This window comes from Lysinibacillus sp. UBA5994, from assembly GCF_002429725.1.
Lineage (GTDB): Bacteria > Bacillota > Bacilli > Bacillales_A > Planococcaceae > Lysinibacillus > Lysinibacillus capsici.
This window is the reverse complement of sequence record NZ_DJAU01000034.1, coordinates 1-3997: the sequence shown is the minus strand read 5'-3', so window position 1 is coordinate 3997 and position 3997 is coordinate 1. Positions and strand designations below refer to the sequence as shown.

Below are 3997 nucleotides of genomic sequence, written 5' to 3'. Positions count from 1 at the left end.
CGGAGTGTAACGTAGCGGCAGTGAAGTGTAACGCAACGAAGTCCTCTCACCTGAAAAGCAGGGGCTATTATTTTCTACCCGAAAGCGAAGTGTAACGTAGCGGCAGGGGTGACGAAGTGAAGTGTTGCGTAACGAAGTCCTCGCACCTGAAAAGCAGGAGCTATTAATCAACATAAAAAAACAGGCCGTGTGTCCACTGCCTGCTTTTTAAACTTGTAAAGCTTTATTTACTTCATCACGCACTTCGAAAATATCAAACGGTTTTGTAAAGTAACGAATGGCTCCTAATTCTAACGCTTCTTGCACAACATCCAATTCTCCGTATGCTGTCATCATAAAAACAGGCAGCTTTGGAAACTTCTTTTTTAAACGTCTCAAAATTTCAATACCATCCATTCCTGGAATTTTCATGTCCAGTAAAACACAATCCATCTCTTGTTCGTCTGCATACTTTAATGCCTCTGAACCATTCGCTGCTAAATATGTAATATATCCTTCCTTTTTCAGCACTTCATTTAAAAGTAAACGAATTCCCTGCTGATCATCGACAATTAGTAATCGTTTCACATCGCATTCCGCCCTTTTTAGTTTTATTCTTACACAAAAACTTTCTTTATTATGTATAATTCTCCTTTTTCAGCTTAATACCTTCTAGTATTATAAATTATCTGCTTTTGCTTTCTACCTTTTACCCCCTATAATATGAATAGAGGTGGGAACATGTCAAAAATTCTAACAACACAATTAAGTGGATTATTACAAAGAATTATACAAAATGAAGAAGATGCTATCGAGGAAACAGCAAGGTTATTAGCACAAGCCGCAATCGGCGAAGGAAATGTCTATTTTGCTTGCTTTGGAGAAATGCAGGTTGTGGCATTAAATGCACTTCAAGCAGTCGAACCCTTTAGCAAGTTAGCACCTTGGACTACAGACACAAGCTTAACAGAAGCTGATCGGGTTTGCATTTTTACTCGTAGTGCATATGATGAAGAAGCACTCGTCTTAGCACAAAAATTAAATACGCAATTTATTCCCTTTGCTGCTATAGCTAGTGAAGCAGCTAGTGTAGATAACCCTCTTGCTGATTTAGCCTATACGTATGTTTCTACACGCATTAAAGGCGGTTTAATACCAAATGATCTAGGTCAACGTATTGTTGTACCACATGCACTTGCAGGACTCTTTGTATATGAAGCTGTCAAAATTGCTTATGATGAAATGCTTGGGTTGGATGAAGAAGAATTGTAGTCATCAAATTAAAAAGAGTTGTCTCGTATATCACGAGACAACTCTTTTTGATTATTTAAATGTTGAGCCGATAAAATCGCGGAACAATGGTTGTGGACGATTTGGACGTGACACTAGCTCTGGGTGGAATTGACATGCTACAAAGAAGTTGTTTTCTGGTAGCTCAATAATTTCAACCAATTTGCCATCAGGACTTGTACCTGAGAAGACAAGGCCAGCTGCTTCCATTGCCTCACGATATTCATTGTTAAATTCATAGCGGTGACGATGACGCTCATAAACAAGCTCTTTACCATAGGCTTGGCTAGCTTTTGAACCATCCTTTAATTTACATGGGTATAAACCTAAACGTAAAGTACCACCGATATCTACAGTATCATTTTGATCTGGTAGGAAGTCGATAATTGGATACTCCGTATTTGCATCAAGCTCTGTAGAATGAGCACCTTTTAGGCCAAGTACATTACGTGCAAATTCTACTGTTGCTAATTGCATACCTAAACAAATGCCTAGGAAAGGAACATTATTTTCACGTGCATATTGTGTTGCTAAGATTTTACCTTCAACACCACGATCACCAAAGCCGCCTGGTACTAAAATAGCGTCAGCACCTTTTAATAGCGAGGCCACATTGTTAGCATCAACGTGTTCTGCATTAATCCAGTCAATTTCAATATCAGAATTAAATGCATATCCAGCATGCTTTAATGCCTCAACTACAGAAATGTAAGCATCTTGTAGTTCTACGTATTTCCCTACTAATGCTACCTTTCTTTTATTTGGTAAGTTCTTCACTTTTTCTACAAGGTCACGCCATTCTTCCATATCTGCTTCTGGAGCTTCCATACCAAAATGATCCAAAACGATATCATCTATATCTTGCGCATGTAGGTTTAATGGTACTTCATATAAATGCTCAGCATCACGAGATTCAATAATTTCATGTGGTTGAACATCACAGAATAATGCTAATTTCTCTTTCATCTCTTGTGGTACTTCTTGTTCAGTACGAACTACGATAATATTTGGCTGAATACCTAAAGAGCGTAATTCTTTAACAGAATGCTGTGTAGGTTTTGTTTTAAGTTCACCAGCTGCTTTAATATAAGGAATAAGTGTACAGTGAATATACATTACATTGTTATGCCCTAAATTTGTTTTCATTTGGCGAATGGCTTCTAGGAATGGCAATGATTCAATATCACCTACTGTTCCACCAACCTCTGTGATCACAACATCTGCATTTGTTTCACGACCAGCACGTTGGATACGATCTTTGATTTCGTTTGTAATATGAGGAATTACTTGGACTGTTCCACCATTATAATCTCCACGACGTTCTTTCTGTAATACAGATTGGTAAACACGACCTGAAGTTACTGTAGAATGTTTCCCTAGGTTAATATCAATAAAACGTTCATAGTGTCCTAAGTCTAAATCAGCCTCAGCACCATCATCTGTTACAAAAACCTCACCATGTTGATAAGGACTCATCGTACCTGGGTCAATATTGATATATGGGTCAAATTTTTGAATCGTCACTTCTAACCCACGATTTTTTAATAAACGGCCTAAAGATGCTGCAACAATCCCTTTTCCAAGTGATGATACAACCCCACCTGTTACAAAAATATACTTCGTCATGAATAAATTCCTCCTTATGATGTTCTAAAATATTAGTGCGTTTAGGGGGGATCAGAACCATTTACATTCTAATACCCTAAAAAAAGAAAAGCCGAGAATGTCTACAAAATGTAGTCGATTCGAAGCTGTAATCGGTTCTATCTCTTTTCCACTTTCCTTTAAACCATAAAACTCTAATAACTTTTCAGTCACCGTTTACTATACATCATGAATAATTAAAAACATTTATATTCATATCGGTATTAAAAGTATGGGAGAACTAAAATGATTAAAGTTAAAAACAAAAAAACGCTCCTCCTGCATAGGTTTGCAGGGGGAGCGTATTATATACACGGTCTTTCTCCTTCTTTTAAGGAGCCCAAGTAAAAGATTAAACGTAACCGTGATAGAAGTCAAGATTTTTTGCTTCTAGCTTAAAAGAAAGAAAATTCTAAGAGTACTGTATTAGATCTCTTCCTCTTCTTCCTCAAATTCTTCTTCCTCTTCATCAATAAACTCTTCATCGATTTCTTCATCAATTTCTTCTAGTTCTTCATCGTCAAAGTCGATATCTTCTTTTTCATCATCTTCTTCATCAAGTTCTTCTTCATCAATGAACTCTTCAAAGTCTTCATCAAAGTCGATATCTTCTTCATCTAAGTCTACATCTTCATCAAGATCTTCATCATCAAAGGCAGCTTTAGATTTTTTCTTTTGAGTCTTAACAGAAGGAGCTGTTTCTTCTTCGATTTGCTCAACTTTAAACCATTCACGTAAGCCCCAGCCTGCTTCTTGATTATATAAGAAGCGACCATCAATATTGATATCTGTATAAAATTGTAACAGACGGGATTTCATTTCTGCATCACTATAGCCCACAAGCTCTTGAATTAATTTTAATAAATCATTAAAAGACACTGAGGCACGTTTTTCATTTAAAATTGCATAAGCTAAGTTAATTAACGATTCTTCTGTTAATTGTTCCTTTGTCATTTCACGAAAATTCAATTCGTGCACTTCCTTTCCCTCATCACAATGGACGTTTTAAAATTACATGGTGCTTTATTCTCCAAGCGCAGCAAAAAAGGCCACGCAAAAGGTTCTTTCCATACAATAAGCATAA

4 protein-coding genes are annotated in these 3997 nt (G+C 36.8%); 1 reads left to right on the top strand and 3 read right to left on the bottom strand.

The window, feature by feature from the left end; all coding sequences use genetic code 11:
* Positions 1–207 precede the first annotated feature (207 nt).
* The gene (locus tag B3D98_RS11720; protein WP_004269444.1) at positions 208–567 is read right to left on the bottom strand and encodes a response regulator; all 360 of its coding nucleotides are present in this window, start codon (positions 565–567) and stop codon (positions 208–210) included.
* Positions 568–720: 153 nt separating this feature from the next.
* On the opposite strand from B3D98_RS11720, the gene B3D98_RS11715 reads away from it, so the two are divergent.
* Entirely contained in the window at positions 721–1251 is a 531-nt protein-coding gene (locus tag B3D98_RS11715) for a DUF2529 family protein (protein ID WP_054548562.1), read from the top strand.
* A gap of 51 nt (positions 1252–1302) precedes the next feature.
* Here the strand turns inward: B3D98_RS11715 and B3D98_RS11710 are convergent, their stop codons facing one another.
* The gene (locus B3D98_RS11710; protein ID WP_048393729.1) at positions 1303–2895 is read right to left on the bottom strand and encodes a CTP synthase; all 1593 of its coding nucleotides are present in this window, start codon (positions 2893–2895) and stop codon (positions 1303–1305) included.
* A gap of 444 nt (positions 2896–3339) precedes the next feature.
* The gene (gene rpoE / locus B3D98_RS11705; protein WP_103117419.1) at positions 3340–3882 is read right to left on the bottom strand and encodes a DNA-directed RNA polymerase subunit delta; all 543 of its coding nucleotides are present in this window, start codon (positions 3880–3882) and stop codon (positions 3340–3342) included.
* Between the last annotated feature and the right edge of the window lie 115 nt (positions 3883–3997).

What these genes read in the sequence shown, in the direction of transcription:
- B3D98_RS11715 (WP_054548562.1), top strand. Translation starts at nt 721, where the DNA reads ATGTCAAAAATTCTAACAACACAATTAAGTGGATTATTACAAAGAATT.
- B3D98_RS11710 (WP_048393729.1), bottom strand. Translation starts at nt 2,895, where the DNA reads ATGACGAAGTATATTTTTGTAACAGGTGGGGTTGTATCATCACTTGGA.